This window comes from Pseudomonas sp. S150 (genome assembly GCF_004526365.1).
In the GTDB taxonomy this organism is placed as follows: Bacteria; Pseudomonadota; Gammaproteobacteria; order Pseudomonadales; family Pseudomonadaceae; genus Aquipseudomonas; species Aquipseudomonas putida_A.
The window spans coordinates 2051851-2067035 of record NZ_CP038207.1; the positions used below are offsets into that span (position 1 = coordinate 2051851).

Genomic DNA, 15185 nt, shown 5'->3' on the forward strand with positions numbered 1-15185 from the left:
AAACGCTCGAGGCGTTTTTCGTATCGCTGTGTGGCAGCAGCGACGGCAGTCGAAACTGTCCGTGACCGGACTCTAACGGGCTAACCTTTCACTAACCTTTCAGCTGGATTTCGCGGGTTTCGGGCTTCACAGCGGCGGTTGCGGCTGTAAACTCCGCGGCAAAGAATGGCGTCGGCCATCCCTGAATGAGGTAGAGATCCATGCGTGTTCTGCTCGTCGAAGACCATTTGCAACTGGCCGAAAGCGTCGCCCAGGCGCTCAAGAGCACCGGTCTGACCGTGGACGTGTTGCACGATGGCGTGGCCGCCGACCTGGCGCTGGGCAGCGAGGAATACGCGATGGCGATCCTCGATGTCGGCCTGCCGCGCATGGACGGTTTCGAGGTGCTGGCGCGCCTGCGCGCACGTGGCAAGAACCTGCCGGTGTTGATGCTGACAGCGCGCAGCGATGTGAAGGACCGCGTACACGGCTTGAATCTCGGCGCTGACGATTACCTGGCCAAACCGTTCGAACTGACCGAGCTCGAAGCCCGGGTCAAAGCCCTGTTGCGGCGCAGTGTGCTCGGTGGCGAGCGTCAGCAGCGCTGCGGCGTGCTGGCCTACGATCTCGACACCCGGCGCTTCAGTCTCGGCGAAGAACTGCTGACTCTGACCTCCCGCGAACAAGCCGTGCTCGAAGCGTTGATCGCCCGCCCGGGCCGGGTGATGAGCAAGGAGCAACTCGCCGCACAGGTGTTCGGTCTCGACGAAGAAGCCAGCCCCGATGCCATCGAAATCTACGTGCATCGTCTGCGCAAGAAACTCGACGGCCAACCGGTGGCGATCGTGACCTTCCGTGGCCTTGGTTACTTGCTGGAAAGCCGCGATGCATAAGCCCAGCAGCCTGCGCTGGCGGTTGCTGTGGAACCTCGCGTTGTTGCTGGTGGTGTTGATGCTCGCCAGTGGTCTGAGCGCATACTGGAACGGGCGCGAAGCTGCCGACACGGCTTACGACCGAACCCTTTTGGCCTCGGCGCGAACCATTGCCGCCGGCCTGTCGCAGCGCGACGGCACGCTCAGCGCCGACGTGCCCTACGTGGCGCTGGACACCTTCGCTTACGACAGCGCCGGGCGGATTTACTACCAGGTCAACGACATTCACCAGAAGCTGATTTCCGGCTACGAAAACCTGCCCGGACCACCACCCGGTACGCCAAGAACTGACGATTATCCAGCGCTCGCGCGCTTCTATAACGCGACCTATCGCGGGCAGAACGTGCGCGTGGTCAGCCTGCTCAAAGCGGTCACCGAGCCGAACATGAATGGCATGGCGGAAATCCGTGTCGCGGAAACCGATGAGGCGCGGGTCAGCATGGCCCGCAGTCTGGCGGCCGATACGCTGCTGCGTCTGGGCATGCTCGCGATCGGCGCCCTCTTGCTGGTGTGGTTCGCGGTGAGTGCCGCGCTGCGCCCGCTGGAGCGTTTGCGCACGGCGGTGGAGGAGCGTCAGCCGGATGATTTGCGGCCGCTGCCGCTGGTGGAAGTGCAACATGAATTGTGGCCGCTGGTGCGCGCGCTCAATCACTTCACCGAACGCTTGCGCGGGCAGTTCGAGCGGCAGGCGCAGTTCATCGCCGATGCCGCCCACGAACTGCGCACGCCACTGGCGGCGTTGAAGGCGCGGCTGGAACTGGGGCTGCGTTCGTCTGAAGCGGAAACCTGGCGCAGCACGCTGGAATCCTCTGCGCAAAGCACTGATCGCCTGACCCATCTGGCCAATCAACTGCTGTCGCTGGCGCGGGTGGAAAACGGTGCCCGGGCGATTGCCGAGGGCGGCGCGCAACTGCTCGATCTGAGTCAGTTGGCCCGCGAACTGGGCATGGCCATGGCGCCGTTGGCTCATGCGCGCGGAGTCGCGCTGGCTCTGGAGGCGGATGAGCCGGTGTGGCTGCGCGGTGAGCCGACGTTGCTCAATGAGCTGCTGAGCAATCTGGTGGACAACGCGCTGGCGCATACGCCACCGGGCGGCAACGTGATTCTGCGGGTCGCGGCGCCGGCGGTGCTTGAAGTTGAAGATGACGGGCCGGGGATTCCGCTGGAGGAGCGTGATCGGGTGTTTGAACGCTTCTATCGGCGCAATCAGCAGGTCGCGGGGTCAGGGTTGGGTCTGGCGATTGTCGGAGAGATCTGCCGGGCGCATCTGGCGCAGATCACCTTGCACGATGGAGAACAGGCCGGTTTGAAGGTTCGGGTGAGTTTTATTGCTGGATAAATGTGGTGTTGGTGCGGGCCTCTTCGCGAGCAAGCCCGCTCCCACAGGGGGTCCACGCCGTACACAAATCCCCTGTGGGAGCGGGCTTGCTCGCGAAGGCCGCGCCGCGGTTCCGGATCAGTAAAACATCGTCCGCGATTCTTCCAGATCCGCGCACAACTCCTTGTTCTCCGGATCGATCCCAAGCTTCCTGAACGCCGGCACGCTGAGTGGGTCAATCCGCGCAATCGGATGATCGCTGTCCTTGTGACAATACAGACTCGCCACCTGCACCAGATCGACGTAATCGAGGTGCGCCGAGTCGCGTTTGAAATCCAGATACAGCCCCGGCAACGCCACCAGTTGCTCGGGAAATTCCCAGACCCGCAACAGCTTGTCGCCCAGCAGCGGGTGAATGTGGTCGATCACATGGTTGAGGCTGACCGGGTCTGACAGCAGTTCGTAGTGATCTTCGGCGTAGGTCAGGATCGGCAATACGCCGATCTGATGCACCAGCCCGCCCAACGCCGCCTGATCAGGTTTGAGTTGGGTGTGCCGACGGCACAGGGCGTAGCTGACGCCGGCGATCTCCAGGCTCTTGCGCCAGACTTCGCGCATCTTCTGTTCGACCACCTCGGAGCGGGCGTGGAAGATCTGTTCCATCACCAGACCGATCGCCAGGTTGCTGCTGTAGTTCACTCCCAGTCGGGTGATCGCGGTGTGCAGGTCGGTGACTTCCTGGGTCGCGCGCAGCAACGGGCTGTTGACCACTTTGATCAGGCGTGCCGACAGCGCCGTGTCGCGGCCAATCACTTTGCTCAGGTCGCTGACACTGATCTCCGGGTCTTCGGCAGCCTTGCGAATTTGCAGGGCCACTTCCGGTAATGTTGGCAGAACCAGGTCATCGTTATCGATGGCCTCAACCAAATCCTGTTGGACCTTATCCGCCAGCTCGCTCATGTAGATTCTCTAGGGTGTTGCAACAAAAGCTGCGATCAGCGCTGGATTTCGCGGTCGCGATCCAGTTCGTAGGGCAGGTCGAGCAAATGCAGGGCTGGCCCTTCGAGGTCGCCCAGGTGCAGATCACCCGCTTCGGCAGCTTCGGCCTGCAACACCGCCAGCAGTTCAATCTTTTCTGCGGCGCGGGCGGCAATCACCACTTCGCCGATGGCGCTGCTGTGGCTTGGGGCGAACAGCGGGGTGCCCGGCTCTGGCAGTTCAGTCGCGTCAAGTTCTACGCGATAGAGGCGACGCTTGAGTTTGCCCAGGTACTGCATGCGCGCGACGATTTCCTGGCCGGTGTAGCAACCTTTCTTGAAACTCACGCCACCGACGGCCTGCAGGTTGAGCATCTGTGGGATGAACAACTCGCGGGTGGTCGGCATGACCTGACCGATACCGGCGCGAATCTGCCCCAGCAGCCATTGGTTCAATTCGCCTTCAGGCAGGGCGGTGGCCAACTTGGCTTTGATGGCGTCGGCTTGATCGGCCGGTACCCAGAGTTCGGCGCGATCCGGCGAGACGCGAATAGCGATCAGGCCTGCGCTGCGCACTACGCTGTCGGTTTCGCTTGGCAGGCTCAGACCCAGGCTGGCCAACGCGGCGTCGCCGTGCTCCAGGCCAAAACGCACCCAGGCGGCGCTTTCGTCGGTCAGTTTGGACTTGGAGAACACCGCGTACTTTTTCAGATCCGCCAGTTGCGGCTCCAGCAGTTCACTGGCCATTGCCAGCAGCACGCCGTCACCTTCGAGCAGAATGCGGAAGCTCGACTGCATCCGGCCTTTTTGCGTGCAGCGCGCGCCCAGGCTGGCCTGGCTGTCGCTGAGGTAATTGATGTTGCAGGTCAATTGGCCTTGCAGGAATTTGCCGGCATCCACGCCGCGAACCGCGAGTACGCCTTCATGAGACAGGGTGCAGAAAAAAGCAGAATCGGCCATGGGTCATCGCAGGGTAAAAAAGTCTGGGGCACATCATAAGGGCGCGTTGTTGAAATGGGTAGTTGATAAAGGATCGGTGGTGCCCGACCAAAGCCGACTGTGCGACCCGCGCCGGGGCTGTATACTGCGCGCCTATTTGAGGAGGGCTCCATGGTCGAACAAGTTGAACTCAATCGCCTCTTCTGGCACAGCCGCCGCGGCATGCTGGAACTTGACGTACTGCTGGTGCCGTTCGTGAAAGAGGTCTATCCGCACCTCAACCAGGTCGATCGCGACTTGTATGTCCGTCTGCTGACCTGTGAGGATCAGGACATGTTCGGCTGGTTCATGGAGCGCAGTGAGTCCGAAGACCCTGAGCTGCAGCGCATGGTCCGGATGATCCTGGACCGTGTTCAGCCCAAGTAATACGTTCGAATGCCGCTGGCATGCCTCTCGGCAGTTGCTGGCGGCGTATCTGTTGACCCAGGCGTTCGCGCTGGGTGTGTTGTTTCTCCTGTCGATTCCACTCTGGGCCTGTCTGCTCGGGGCCTTCGCCTGTCTGCTGCACGCCGTGTGGGTGTTGCCACGGCAGATTCTGCTGACGCATCCGCAGGCTTTTTGCCGATTGCGCCGCGATGCCGATGGCTGGCAATTGTGGAATCAGGCGGGCGGCTGGCAAGCAGTCCAGCTGCGCCCTGACAGCCTGGCGTTGCCGTTGATCGTGGTGCTGCGCTTTCGTTTGCGCGGGGAGCGGCGGGTGCGCTCGATCTGTGTACCGCGAGACTCGCAGGCAGCGGATGTGCACCGACGCCTGCGAGTGCGGCTCAAGTTCAGCCGGCGTAGGTGGGCGGCACCAGAATAGTGTCGAGCGCCTCGGGCAGCAGGTTCGGGTAGTCGAGGGTGTAATGCAGACCGCGACTTTCCTTGCGCTCCATGGCAGAGCAGATCATCAGTTCGGCGACTTGCGCCAGATTACGCAGCTCGATCAGGTCGCGGCTGACTTTATAGTTGCTGTAGAACTCGTCGATCTCGTCCAGCAACAGACGCACGCGGTGCTGCGCTCGTTGCAGGCGCTTATTGGTGCGCACGATCCCCACGTAGTCCCACATGAAGCGGCGCAGCTCGTCCCAGTTGTGGGCGATGATCACGTCCTCGTCGGAATCGGTGACCTGGCTGGCGTCCCACTCGGGCAGGGCGGTTGGCGCGGTGACGTCATCCAGTTGCGCAAGAATATCCGCAGCCGCCGAGCGGGCATAAACGAAGCATTCGAGCAGCGAGTTGCTGGCCATGCGGTTGGCCCCGTGCAGGCCGGTGAAGCTGGTTTCGCCGATGGCGTACAGCCCCGGCACGTCGGTACGACCGTGCTGGTCAACCATCACGCCACCACAGGTGTAGTGCGCTGCCGGTACGACCGGAATCGGCTGCTTGGTGATGTCGATGCCGAAACCCAGGCAACGTTCGTAGACGGTCGGGAAGTGGTTTTTGATGAAGGCTTCAGGCTTGTGGCTGATGTCGAGATAGACGCAGTCGACGCCCAGCCGCTTCATTTCATGGTCGATGGCGCGGGCGACGATGTCGCGTGGCGCCAGTTCGGCACGTTTGTCGAAGCGCGGCATGAACCGTTCGCCGTTGGGCAGCTTCAGGTGCGCGCCTTCGCCACGCAAGGCTTCAGTGATCAGGAAACTCTTGGCCTGCGGGTGATACAGGCACGTAGGGTGGAACTGGTTGAATTCCAGGTTCGCCACTCGGCAGCCCGAGCGCCAGGCCATGGCGATGCCGTCACCGCAAGCGCCGTCGGGGTTACTGGTATAGAGGTAGACCTTGGCGGCGCCGCCGGACGCGAGGATCACGAAGCGTGCGCCGTAGGTGTCGACTTCGCCGGTCGCGCGATTCAGCACATAGGCGCCGAGGCAGCGCTCGCCACTCATGCCCAGACGGCGTTCGGTGATCAGATCAACGGCAACTCGCTGCTCCAGCAGTTCGATGTTGCTGCGTTCTCTGGCTTGGGCGAGGAGGGTGGTGAAAATCGCTGCGCCGGTTGCGTCGGCGGCATGGATGATGCGTCGATGGCTGTGGCCGCCTTCGCGAGTCAGGTGGAATTCGAAACCGCCGTCTTCGGTGCCGGACTGTTCGTCGCGGGTGAACGGCACGCCCTGGTCGATCAGCCACTGGATGGCTTCGCGGCTGTGCTCGACGGTAAAACGCACCGCGTCTTCATGGCACAGACCGCCGCCGGCGTTCAGGGTGTCGTCGACGTGGGATTCGACAGTATCGGTATCGTCCAGCACGGCAGCGACGCCGCCCTGGGCCCAATAAGTCGAGCCGTTGGCCAGATCACCTTTGCTCAATACGGCAATGCGCAAATGACCCGGCAAGGTCAGCGCGAGACTCAAACCGGCAGCGCCGCTGCCAATCACCAGAACATCGTGTTGAAACTGTTGGCTCATTTCAGGATTCCGCTCAAAGCGACCCGGATCGGGGGTGGCGCAGGACAGCTGGATCGGCGAGTCAAGACAGCCACACAGCCCACTAGTATATAGAGGGGTGGAGCGGCACAATAGCCGAGCTCGTATGGCATTGTGAAACTACTGTGACGACAAAAGCTTGACGTTTCGTCGGACGTTTTTTTCTGTCGTTTTGGGAAAAGGCGACTGTATCGAGGATGAAACAGGCTTTTTCAGCACGCGGTTGCTCAATGTCGCTTCAGCACGGCTATAAATAATTGGAACTTTTGCCAGAGGCCCAAGATCAATAGTCAGTTGCCAGAAGCACGGGACAGTGTCGGCTTCAATGCAGAACCTGCGATTGGGTTTTTGCCGGCGAACCGATGACAAGATTATTCGCGCAGCCGGTTTATCCCGCGCTGCGTTTTTCGTGCGTGCCAAATCAGAGCCCGCAGGAAACTTGCCTGGAGGGGGAGAACTTTTGCGAAAAGCCCGAGTCTATGTTTGCAAGTCTGGTCGTTTAGTTATGCAAGCCTCCTCCATGCTTATCGAGGAGTGTTCATGCTAACCCAGGAAGAGGATCAGCAGCTGGTCGAGCGCGTTCAGCGTGGCGACAAGCGAGCTTTCGATCTGCTGGTGCTGAAATATCAGCACAAAATTCTCGGGTTGATCGTGCGTTTCGTGCACGACACCCATGAAGCCCAGGATGTGGCTCAGGAAGCCTTTATCAAGGCCTACCGAGCGCTAGGAAACTTTCGCGGAGACAGCGCGTTCTATACGTGGCTTTACCGCATTGCCATCAACACGGCAAAGAACTATCTGGTTTCACGCGGCCGCCGGCCGCCGGATAGCGATGTAAGTTCTGAAGACGCAGAGTTCTACGACGGCGATCACGGCCTGAAGGATCTCGAATCGCCGGAACGCGCTTTGCTGCGGGATGAGATCGAAGGCACCGTCCATCGAACCATTCAGCAACTGCCAGAGGATTTACGTACGGCTTTAACTTTACGTGAATTCGATGGTCTGAGTTACGAGGACATTGCGAGCGTCATGCAGTGTCCGGTGGGTACCGTGCGCTCCCGGATTTTCCGCGCCCGGGAGGCCATCGATAAAGCCCTGCAGCCGTTGTTGCAGGAAAACTGAGACAGCGGCGACAGCCAAGAGAGGACGCCATGAGTCGTGAAGCCCTGCAGGAATCGCTGTCCGCAGTGATGGATAACGAAGCGGACGAACTGGAATTGCGTCGAGTGATCAATGCACTGGACGATGTTGAAACCCGTGAGACCTGGGCTCGTTATCAGATCGCTCGGGCAGCCATGCACAAGGATCTGCTGCTTCCGCGTCTGGACATTGCTGCGGCAGTTTCCTGCTGCGCTGGAAGACGAAACGGCTCCAGCCAAAGTATCCCGCGGCCCTTGGCGCAATCTGGGTCGTCTGGCCGTTGCGGCTTCGGTGACCGTTGCGGTACTGGCTGGTGTGCGCCTGTACAACCAGGACGAAATCGCTGGCGTCGAACTGGCCCAGCAGTCCAATCAGCCTTCGCTGGTTGCGCCTCAGGTCAAAGGCCCGGCTGTTCTGGCAGGCTACAAAGAAAGCTCGGAAACCACAGGCCCGATGGCCAATGGCGTCCTGCAAGGTCAGCCAGGCTGGCACGATCAGCGTCTGCCAGGCTATCTGCGTCAGCATGCCCAGCAAGCTGCATTGAAAGGTACTGAAAGCGCTCTGCCTTATGCGCGTGCAGCAAGCATGGAAAACCGTTAAGGAGGATCATGCGCGCCATACCTCTACTTTCGCTTCTGCTTAGCGGCTGGTTCATTGTTCCAGCCCATGCCGACGAGGCCCAGGACTGGTTGATCCGCCTGGGTCAGGCCGAGCAGCAGCAAAGCTTTCAAGGCACTTTCGTATACGAGCGTAACGGTAGTTTTTCTACCCACAATATCTGGCATCGTGTTCAGAGTGGTCAGGTCCGCGAGCGTTTACTTCAGCTCGACGGCTCGGCTCAGGAAGTCGTGCGTGTTGATGGGCATACTCAATGCGTCAGCGGCACTCTGATTGCGGGGTTGGGAGACTCTCCCAACTCGACCGCTCGTTCGCTTGATCCCCAAAAGCTGAAAAACTGGTATGAGCTTGCCGTCATCGGCAAGTCGCGCGTGGCCGGGCGTGATGCGGTCATCGTATCGTTGACGCCTCGCGACCAGCATCGTTATGGTTTCGAACTGCATCTGGATAAACAGACCGGATTGCCACTGAAGTCGTTGTTGCTCAACGATAAAGGGCAGCTACTCGAGCGTTTCCAGTTCACCAGCCTCGATACCGCTGATGTCCCGTCGGACAAAGACCTTCAAGCTGGCGCCGAGTGCAAGGCCGTCACTATTGATAGTGACAAGGCGTCTGCCGTGAAAACGGCTCAGGTCTGGCATTCCGACTGGCTGCCTCCGGGTTTCGTGCTGACCAGCAGTACTTCACACAAAGATTCCGAAACCAAAACTCAAGTCAGCAGCCTGATGTATGACGACGGGCTGGCGCGGTTTTCAGTGTTTCTTGAGCCGTTGAACGGTGCAACAGTGACCGATACCCGCACGCAGTTGGGGCCGACTGTCGCAGTTTCCCGCCGCCTCACTACGCCTGAGGGTGAGATGATGGTGACGGTGGTCGGCGAAATTCCAATCGGCACGGCCGAGAGGATTGCCCTTTCGATGCGCAACGATGGCGCTGCAACCAGCAAGCAGTGAGCTGATTTCAGTCATTTCCACTTCTTCTTCGAGACGTAGATGAAATGTTTGCTCAGCATTTTCATTTGCAAATCACCCGAAAGTTTTTTATAGGTCAGAGCCTCACGGCTCTGGCCTTGTCTGTTGTTCCCGGAACAAAAATACCGGCCCGCGGTTCCCGGTGTTCCTTGCTCCATATCGCTTAACCCTGCTCGTCGTAACGGGAGCTGTATGTCGATACTTAGCTTGAAGTCTTATCTCTCCATTTTCGCCACCGTGCTGGTGCTGGGTCAGGCTGTCCCCGCTGCCCAGGCGGCCGACCTGCCGGATTTCACCCAACTGGTTGAACAGGCCTCGCCTGCAGTGGTGAACATCAGTACCACGCAGAAGCTGCCGGACCGCAAGGTGAACCAGCAGATGCCTGACCTGGAAGGCTTGCCGCCGATGTTGCGCGAGTTCTTCGAGCGCGGCATGCCGCCTCAGCAGCGTTCGCCGCGCGGCGATCGTCAGCGTGAAGCGCAATCGCTCGGTTCGGGCTTCATCATTTCCTCCGATGGCTACATCCTGACCAACAACCATGTGATTGCCGATGCCGACGAAATCCTCGTGCGTCTGGCTGATCGCAGTGAAATGAAAGCCAAGCTGATCGGTACCGACCCTCGCTCCGACGTGGCCCTGCTGAAAATCGATGGCAAGGATCTGCCGGTGCTCAAGCTCGGCAAGTCCCAGGACCTGAAGGCGGGTCAGTGGGTCGTGGCAATCGGTTCTCCGTTCGGCTTTGACCACACTGTGACCCAAGGCATTGTCAGCGCCGTCGGCCGTAGCCTGCCGAACGAAAACTACGTGCCGTTCATCCAGACCGACGTGCCGATCAACCCGGGTAACTCCGGTGGCCCGCTGTTCAACCTGAACGGTGAAGTGGTCGGGATCAACTCGCAGATCTACACCCGTTCCGGTGGCTTCATGGGTGTGTCGTTCGCCATTCCGATCGACGTGGCGATGGACGTTTCCAATCAGCTGAAAAGCGGTGGCAAAGTCAGCCGCGGCTGGCTGGGCGTGGTCATCCAGGAAGTGAACAAGGATCTGGCCGAGTCGTTCGGTCTTGATAAGCCGGCCGGTGCGCTGGTTGCGCAGATTCAGGATGACGGTCCGGCAGCCAAGGGTGGCCTGCAAGTGGGCGACGTGATCCTGAGCATGAACGGTCAGCCGATCGTCATGTCCGCCGACCTGCCACACTTGGTCGGTGCGCTGAAAGCGGGCGCCAAGGCCAGCCTCGAAGTGATCCGTGACGGCAAACGCAAGAATGTCGAGCTGACTGTCGGTGCGATTCCGGATGAGGACAAAGAGCTGGCTGCACTGCCGAAGTCGGGTGCGGAAAGCAGCAGCAACCGCCTCGGTGTTTCGGTGGCGGAACTGACCGCTGAGCAGAAGAAAACCTACGACCTCAAGGGCGGAGTGGTGATCAAGGAAGTTCAGGACGGTCCTGCGGCTTTGATCGGTCTGCAACCGGGTGACGTGATCACTCACCTCAACAACCAGGCCATTGGCTCCACCAAAGAGTTCGCCGAGATCGCCAAGGCGCTGCCGAAGAATCGTTCGGTGTCGATGCGCGTCCTGCGTGAAGGTCGCGCGAGCTTCATCACCTTCAAACTGGCTGAATAACCCGGTTGCGGTGAAATAAAAACCGCCTCGAAAGAGGCGGTTTTTTTATGCCTGAAATTTTTATATCGCTGATGAAAACTCAGCCCATCATGTCCTTGATCATGCGCTCCTGCTCCATCAGCTCGCGCTGGCGTGCATCGATCCGCGAGGACAGCGGGAAGTTGCTGCCCGCCTTGCGCTTGGCAAAATCAAGCTGCTGGATCGCCTGACGATAATCGCCGACCAGCGCGAAGTACTCGGCGCGGGCCTGATGCAGACCAATGATGTTGCCAGAGAGGCCACGGGTTTCGGCGACCTGATACCACACGTCCGGATCGTTCGGACGGGATTTGAGCAAGCTGTCGAGGGCTTTCTCGGCGTCGGCGGTGCGATTCTGTTTCAGCAACAGATCGACCCGAACCTGATTCAGCGGGTAATTGCCCGGATATTGCGTGAGCATGCGGTCAACCCGCGTTTGCGCATCCGGCAGGCGGTTGTTGGTAATGTCCAGGTCGATCTGCGCGAGGTTGTAGATGATCTCGTTGGGTGACTTGGCCAGCAGCTGTTTGAGATTCTCCCTGGCTTCATTGAGCTGGCCGCCCTTGATCTGGGCGATCGCCAGGCCATAGCGCGCCACGTCGTTCTTCGGGTTCTCGTCCAGTTGTGCACGAAAGCGCTTGGCGCCCAGTCCCGGGGTTTCTTCGTAGATCAGCTGTACGCGGGCGCGGATCAACTGATAGCGCATGCTGTCTTCAATGCCGCCCGCTGGCGCTTGTTCTGCGCGGTTACGGGTGTCGGCGATACGCGATTCGGTCACCGGGTGAGTCAGCAGAAATTCTGGCGGCTTGGCGTCGAAGCGGTATTGGCGCATCAGACGTTCGAACATGGTCGGCATCGAGCGCGGGTCGTATCCGGCCTTTTCCAGATTGAGGATGCCGATACGGTCGGCTTCCTGCTCGTTCTGGCGCGAGAAGGTACGCTGCGACTGAATGGCTGCGGCCTGAGTACCGGCGATGGTCGCGATCCCGGCATCACCGCCACCGGCGGCGGCAATCACGATCCCGGCGAGCAGCGCCGCCATCATCGGCACCTGCATGCGCTGCGAAGCTTCGACGCCGCGCGCGAAGTGGCGCTGTGACAAGTGAGCCAGTTCGTGGGCCAGTACCGAGGCGTATTCGCCTTCAGTCTGCGCGTTGAGGAACAGGCCACCGTTGACCCCGACCACGCCACCCGGCGCCGCGAAAGCGTTGAGTTGCGGGCTGTTGATCAGAATGAATTCCAGGCGACGATCGGTCACCTGGCTGGTTTCCACCAGCTTGTAGACGCTGGATTCGACGTAGTCTTTGAGCTGCGGATCGTTGAGCTGTGCAACCTGACTGCGCAACATGGCCAGCCAGGCGCGGCCCAACTGGTATTCCTGTTGCGGAGAGACAATGGCAGAACTGGCGTCGCCAAGTGACGGCAGATCGTCGGCAAAGCCCGGTGAGGCGAGCAGGCAAGCGAGCGTCAGCAGGGTAGGGCGCAGAAATGTCATGCACAAAGCCTTAGAAGACAAAGACCTTACTGTAGCCGGACACCGGGCTTGCGACCAGATATTCTAGGCGCCTCAACCACCTGAACCGGAGTGACGCAATGACTGACGCTGTAGCCCATGACTGTGAATTGGACGCCAGTGGCCTGAATTGCCCGTTGCCGTTGCTCAAGGCCAAGATGGAACTCAACAAGCTGCCCAGCGGCGCGGTGCTCAAGGTGATCGCCACGGACGCGGGTTCGCAGCGCGACTTCCGCACCTTTGCCCGTCTGGCCGGTCATACGCTGCTGCGCGAAGAAAACGAAGCAGGCGTCTACCGTTACTGGTTGAAAAAAGCCTGAAGCCGACAGCGTAAAAGACCTAAGGATTATTGATGTTCAAAGTGTTACGCGACTGGATTCAGCGCTACTTTTCCGACGAAGAAGCGGTGGTGCTGGCGGTGCTGCTGTTTCTCGCCTTCACCGCGGTGCTCACGCTCGGTGGCATGCTCGCCCCGGTATTGGCCGGGATGGTGTTGGCGTATCTGATGCAGGGGCTGGTGCTCGCTCTTGAACGCATGCGCTTGCCTGGTGCGGCGGCGGTGGGGCTGGTGTTTGCGCTGTTCATGGGCGTGTTGCTGGTGTTCATCGTGGTGGTCTTGCCGTTGCTGTGGCATCAGTTGATCACGCTGTTCAACGAACTTCCGGGCATGCTCGCCAAATGGCAGTCGCTGCTGCTGTTGCTGCCGGAGCGCTATCCGCATCTGGTCTCTGACGAGCAGGTGCTGCAGGCCATCGAAGCGGCGCGTGGCGAAATCGGCAAGTTCGGCCAATGGGCGCTGACCTTCTCGCTGTCGAGCCTGCCGCTGCTGGTCAACATCATGATCTATCTGGTGCTGGTGCCGATTCTGGTGTTTTTCTTCCTCAAGGATCGGGCCATGATCGGCGAGTGGGTGCGCGGCTATCTGCCCCGTGAGCGAGCGCTGATCACCCGCGTGGCGCAGGAAATGAACCGGCAGATCGCCAACTACATTCGTGGCAAGGTCATCGAGATCGTGATCTGTGGCGGCGTGACCTACATCGCGTTCGTCGCGCTCGGCCTCAACTATGCGGCGCTGCTGGCGTTGCTGGTCGGGGTGTCGGTGGTGGTGCCGTACGTCGGCGCGGTGGTGGTGACCGTGCCGGTGTTGCTGATTGCGTTGTTCCAGTGGGGCTGGAGCGATCAGTTCATCTATCTGATGGCGGTCTACGGGATCATTCAGACCCTGGATGGCAACGTGCTGGTGCCGTTGCTGTTTTCCGAGGCGGTTAACCTGCACCCGGTGGCAATCATTTGTGCGGTGCTGTTGTTTGGCGGGTTGTGGGGGTTCTGGGGCGTGTTCTTCGCAATTCCGCTGGCGACGCTGTTCAAGGCCGTGCTGGATGCGTGGCCGCGCAAGGAGCCGGTTGTGGCTCCATTGCTTTAGAGCCGAGCTATTCGCTGAGGCTTATTGCCCCTTCGCGAGCAAGCTCGCTCCCACATTTGAAATGCATTCCAAATGTGGGAGCGAGCTTGCTCGCGAAGGCGTCAGTGAAAACGACGCAGAAATATCAGGCCTTGTTCAGCGCCTGAGCCGCAGTCAGCACAGCATCCACATGCCCCGGCACTTTCACGCCGCGCCATTCCTGACGCAGTACACCATTCTTGTCGATCAGGAATGTGCTGCGATCAACGCCCAGATATTCCTTGCCATACAGTTTCTTCAGCTTGATCACGTCGAACAGCTGGCAGACGGCTTCGTCCTTGTCGCTGATCAGCTCGAACGGAAATTCCTGCTTGCACTTGAAGTTCTCGTGAGACTTCAGGCTGTCGCGGGAGATACCGAAAATCTCGGTATTAGCGGCCTGGAACGCCGCGTACTGGTCACGAAAACCCTGGCCTTCGGTGGTACAGCCGGGGGTGCTGTCCTTCGGATAGAAGTAGATCACCACTTGCTTGCCCTTCAGGGCGGACAAGCTGACGGTCTGCCCGCTGGTGGCAGGTGCTTCGAAATCCGCAACCGGTTGGTCGATGACAACGGCCATGAAAGCTTCCTTACATTGGGTTTTGTGGGCGCCAAGGTTCGATCAGCGCATCCAGGTTCATCGCGTCGGCGAAGTCCAGGAACTGGTCGCGCAGCCAGCTGATCTGGGTGCCGGCCGGCAGCGTTACGGTGAACGTGGCGTTGAGCATGGTGCCGCCAGTCTGCGGGGCCTGATAGGTATCGCAGGTCAGGTTTTCCAGCTCGACGTTGTGATCCATGAAGAACTGGCACAGCTCGTTGATGATGTCCGGGCGATACGCCGAGCTGACATAAGCCACGTACGGCAGGGCCTGTGGACGATTTTCCAGGGCCGCGCTGCGTACCACGTTGACGGTGAATGCGTGGCGCTTGGCCAGGGTCGGCAGGCTGCCTTCGAGGCGGGCCAGCGCGTCCCAGCTGCCGGAGATTTCCAGCACCAGGGCGCTGCATTCGCCATGGCGAGTCAGGCGGGAGGTGACGACGGCGCAGCGATTTTCATGGCTGGCGCGGCACAGGACGTTAGTCAGCTCCATGGGGTTGGCGCCAAGGGCACTGATGACAAGGAATTGTTCGCGAACTGTGGGGGTGGACATGCAGCATTCCTAAAGCGATGAGCGGTCGGTAGGTCGATGGGCGTTGGCCGTCGGGAAGCGTCTGCGCGTGCCCGTTCAGAAAGCCCCGGGCCGTGGCTCG

At 60.1% G+C, this 15185-nt stretch carries 15 protein-coding genes and 1 pseudogene; 10 read left to right on the top strand and 6 right to left on the bottom strand.

Annotated features, from left to right (window positions below; translation table 11 throughout):
- Positions 1–200: 200 nt before the first annotated feature.
- Both E3Z29_RS09460 and E3Z29_RS09465 read left to right on the top strand, forming a co-directional pair.
- Complete coding sequence (locus E3Z29_RS09460) at positions 201–872, top strand: response regulator (RefSeq protein ID WP_003222545.1); 672 nt, start codon at positions 201–203, stop codon at positions 870–872.
- The gene (locus E3Z29_RS09465; protein WP_096796597.1) at positions 865–2250 is read left to right on the top strand and encodes a sensor histidine kinase; all 1386 of its coding nucleotides are present in this window, start codon (positions 865–867) and stop codon (positions 2248–2250) included. Before E3Z29_RS09460 ends, E3Z29_RS09465 begins: the two co-directional genes overlap by 8 nt.
- Positions 2251–2367: 117 nt before the next feature.
- Here E3Z29_RS09465 and E3Z29_RS09470 read toward each other — a convergent pair whose 3' ends face one another.
- Both E3Z29_RS09470 and E3Z29_RS09475 read right to left on the bottom strand, forming a co-directional pair.
- A complete protein-coding gene (locus E3Z29_RS09470) occupies positions 2368–3189 on the bottom strand; it encodes an HDOD domain-containing protein (protein ID WP_027614457.1) in 822 nt (273 codons plus the stop codon).
- Between the two features lie 35 nt (positions 3190–3224).
- Positions 3225–4166, bottom strand: a complete 942-nt coding sequence (locus tag E3Z29_RS09475) for a folate-binding protein YgfZ (protein WP_134785623.1) — start codon at positions 4164–4166, stop codon at positions 3225–3227.
- 150 nt (positions 4167–4316) lie between these two features.
- On the opposite strand from E3Z29_RS09475, the gene E3Z29_RS09480 reads away from it, so the two are divergent.
- Positions 4317–4571, top strand: a complete 255-nt coding sequence (locus tag E3Z29_RS09480) for a succinate dehydrogenase assembly factor 2 (RefSeq protein ID WP_003222550.1) — start codon at positions 4317–4319, stop codon at positions 4569–4571.
- Entirely contained in the window at positions 4555–5007 is a 453-nt protein-coding gene (locus E3Z29_RS09485) for a protein YgfX (protein ID WP_097086670.1), read from the top strand. Before E3Z29_RS09480 ends, E3Z29_RS09485 begins: the two co-directional genes overlap by 17 nt.
- Here E3Z29_RS09485 and nadB read toward each other — a convergent pair.
- Positions 4976–6592 (bottom strand): L-aspartate oxidase, encoded by a 1617-nt coding sequence (gene nadB / locus E3Z29_RS09490; RefSeq protein ID WP_098967664.1) that lies wholly within the window; start codon positions 6590–6592, stop codon positions 4976–4978. The genes E3Z29_RS09485 and nadB overlap by 32 nt on opposite strands.
- A gap of 558 nt (positions 6593–7150) precedes the next feature.
- Here nadB and rpoE point away from each other — a divergent pair.
- The 4 genes and pseudogenes from rpoE (at position 7151) to E3Z29_RS09510 (ending at position 10962) form a co-directional block, all read left to right on the top strand.
- Positions 7151–7732 (top strand): RNA polymerase sigma factor RpoE, encoded by a 582-nt coding sequence (gene rpoE, locus E3Z29_RS09495; protein WP_003172477.1) that lies wholly within the window; start codon positions 7151–7153, stop codon positions 7730–7732.
- Between the two features lie 29 nt (positions 7733–7761).
- Positions 7762–8350, top strand: a pseudogene (locus E3Z29_RS09500) (sigma-E factor negative regulatory protein).
- 8 nt (positions 8351–8358) lie between these two features.
- Entirely contained in the window at positions 8359–9321 is a 963-nt protein-coding gene (locus E3Z29_RS09505) for a MucB/RseB C-terminal domain-containing protein (RefSeq protein WP_098967666.1), read from the top strand.
- 210 nt (positions 9322–9531) lie between these two features.
- A complete protein-coding gene (locus E3Z29_RS09510; protein WP_098967667.1) occupies positions 9532–10962 on the top strand; it encodes a DegQ family serine endoprotease in 1431 nt (476 codons plus the stop codon).
- Positions 10963–11041: 79 nt separating this feature from the next.
- Here the strand turns inward: E3Z29_RS09510 and E3Z29_RS09515 are convergent, their stop codons facing one another.
- Positions 11042–12475: a M48 family metalloprotease gene (locus tag E3Z29_RS09515; RefSeq protein WP_007963277.1), complete on the bottom strand. Its 1434-nt coding sequence runs from the start codon at positions 12473–12475 to the stop codon at positions 11042–11044.
- 98 nt (positions 12476–12573) lie between these two features.
- Between E3Z29_RS09515 and E3Z29_RS09520 the strand changes: the two genes are divergently transcribed.
- Positions 12574–12813 carry a sulfurtransferase TusA family protein gene (locus E3Z29_RS09520; RefSeq protein WP_098967669.1) on the top strand — a complete coding sequence of 80 codons (240 nt, stop codon included), beginning with the start codon at positions 12574–12576 and terminating at the stop codon, positions 12811–12813.
- A 32-nt stretch (positions 12814–12845) separates the two neighbouring features.
- Positions 12846–13916 carry an AI-2E family transporter gene (locus E3Z29_RS09525; RefSeq protein ID WP_003222568.1) on the top strand — a complete coding sequence of 357 codons (1071 nt, stop codon included), beginning with the start codon at positions 12846–12848 and terminating at the stop codon, positions 13914–13916.
- Between the two features lie 124 nt (positions 13917–14040).
- Here E3Z29_RS09525 and E3Z29_RS09530 read toward each other — a convergent pair whose 3' ends face one another.
- Together E3Z29_RS09530 and E3Z29_RS09535 are read right to left on the bottom strand one after the other, a co-directional pair.
- A complete protein-coding gene (locus E3Z29_RS09530) occupies positions 14041–14514 on the bottom strand; it encodes a peroxiredoxin (RefSeq protein ID WP_134785624.1) in 474 nt (157 codons plus the stop codon).
- Between the two features lie 10 nt (positions 14515–14524).
- The gene (locus E3Z29_RS09535; RefSeq protein ID WP_007963284.1) at positions 14525–15085 is read right to left on the bottom strand and encodes a glycine cleavage system protein R; all 561 of its coding nucleotides are present in this window, start codon (positions 15083–15085) and stop codon (positions 14525–14527) included.
- Between the last annotated feature and the right edge of the window lie 100 nt (positions 15086–15185).

Coding starts and splice junctions, on each gene's coding strand:
- E3Z29_RS09460 (WP_003222545.1), top strand. CDS start 201: ATGCGTGTTCTGCTCGTCGAAGACCATTTGCAACTGGCCGAAAGCGTC.
- E3Z29_RS09465 (WP_096796597.1), top strand. CDS start 865: ATGCATAAGCCCAGCAGCCTGCGCTGGCGGTTGCTGTGGAACCTCGCG.
- E3Z29_RS09470 (WP_027614457.1), bottom strand. CDS start 3,189: ATGAGCGAGCTGGCGGATAAGGTCCAACAGGATTTGGTTGAGGCCATC.
- E3Z29_RS09475 (WP_134785623.1), bottom strand. CDS start 4,166: ATGGCCGATTCTGCTTTTTTCTGCACCCTGTCTCATGAAGGCGTACTC.
- E3Z29_RS09480 (WP_003222550.1), top strand. CDS start 4,317: ATGGTCGAACAAGTTGAACTCAATCGCCTCTTCTGGCACAGCCGCCGC.
- nadB (WP_098967664.1), bottom strand. CDS start 6,592: ATGAGCCAACAGTTTCAACACGATGTTCTGGTGATTGGCAGCGGCGCT.
- rpoE (WP_003172477.1), top strand. CDS start 7,151: ATGCTAACCCAGGAAGAGGATCAGCAGCTGGTCGAGCGCGTTCAGCGT.
- E3Z29_RS09505 (WP_098967666.1), top strand. CDS start 8,359: ATGCGCGCCATACCTCTACTTTCGCTTCTGCTTAGCGGCTGGTTCATT.
- E3Z29_RS09510 (WP_098967667.1), top strand. CDS start 9,532: ATGTCGATACTTAGCTTGAAGTCTTATCTCTCCATTTTCGCCACCGTG.
- E3Z29_RS09515 (WP_007963277.1), bottom strand. CDS start 12,475: ATGACATTTCTGCGCCCTACCCTGCTGACGCTCGCTTGCCTGCTCGCC.
- E3Z29_RS09520 (WP_098967669.1), top strand. CDS start 12,574: ATGACTGACGCTGTAGCCCATGACTGTGAATTGGACGCCAGTGGCCTG.
- E3Z29_RS09525 (WP_003222568.1), top strand. CDS start 12,846: ATGTTCAAAGTGTTACGCGACTGGATTCAGCGCTACTTTTCCGACGAA.
- E3Z29_RS09530 (WP_134785624.1), bottom strand. CDS start 14,514: ATGGCCGTTGTCATCGACCAACCGGTTGCGGATTTCGAAGCACCTGCC.
- E3Z29_RS09535 (WP_007963284.1), bottom strand. CDS start 15,085: ATGTCCACCCCCACAGTTCGCGAACAATTCCTTGTCATCAGTGCCCTT.